At 35.0% G+C, this 728-nt stretch carries 1 protein-coding gene; it reads right to left on the reverse strand.

Translation table 11 applies throughout. From position 1 onward, the window contains the following. Positions 1 to 438: 438 nt before the first annotated feature. A partial coding sequence (locus tag WA338_RS18845) for a calcineurin-like phosphoesterase C-terminal domain-containing protein (RefSeq protein WP_336094564.1) occupies positions 439 to 728 on the reverse strand: 290 nt, incomplete at its 5' end.

A 728-nucleotide genomic window follows, 5' to 3' on the forward strand; every position in this document is an offset into this window, starting at 1 on the left:
GTATCTTTTATAAATAGTTTATTGTAAGCTCTAAATTCTCAGTATTTCAAGTGTTTATTGATAATGAAACTCATCCAAGTTATACCAAATATAACAATGTGTAGAATTAGTTTATACTATTTAATTGCTGGATATAATGTATCCTATATGTAAAAGACAGCATCCTCTGGATAGGTCCACTGAAAATTCGTTTTAAGAACTCAGAAGAATACAACTTAATTTGCGAATGAAGCTTTGAATCAATTTTGGATAAATAAAATTTTATTTTTCTATCCTTTCCGTTAGCAATACATTGATATTTGATTAGAAACCTAAACATATGTTCAAAACAGGGTTTCTCGTATACACTTAGGTTTAAGTTGGTGTCATTACTTAAGTCAAAAAAAAGAAGCCTGCCCATATGAATATTTTCAAAAGGCAGGCTCAACAACAAACAATTTACTTAACAGGTTCCTCTAAGCGATAGGTAGCTGATCCGGTATGTGTTTTACCATAACGATCAGTTGCTCTGACCTCAACAATATGTCTTCCTAAGCTTAATTTAGTAGGTATTTTACCTCTCCATAGATGCGTACTCAAAATCGGGTTGCTTCCGCGTTTACCTGCTACCAGTTCTTCTGCAGTGTCCCACTCGTAAATAGCAGCTTCATAAGAGGGGTCCTGCTCGTTTACAAACATCATTTCGCTCCAGGCTCCATCATCCACACGGTATTCAACGGTATCACCTG

The sequence above is a fragment of the Leeuwenhoekiella sp. CH_XMU1409-2 genome (assembly GCF_037029365.1).
GTDB classification, from domain to species: domain Bacteria; phylum Bacteroidota; class Bacteroidia; order Flavobacteriales; family Flavobacteriaceae; genus Leeuwenhoekiella; species Leeuwenhoekiella blandensis.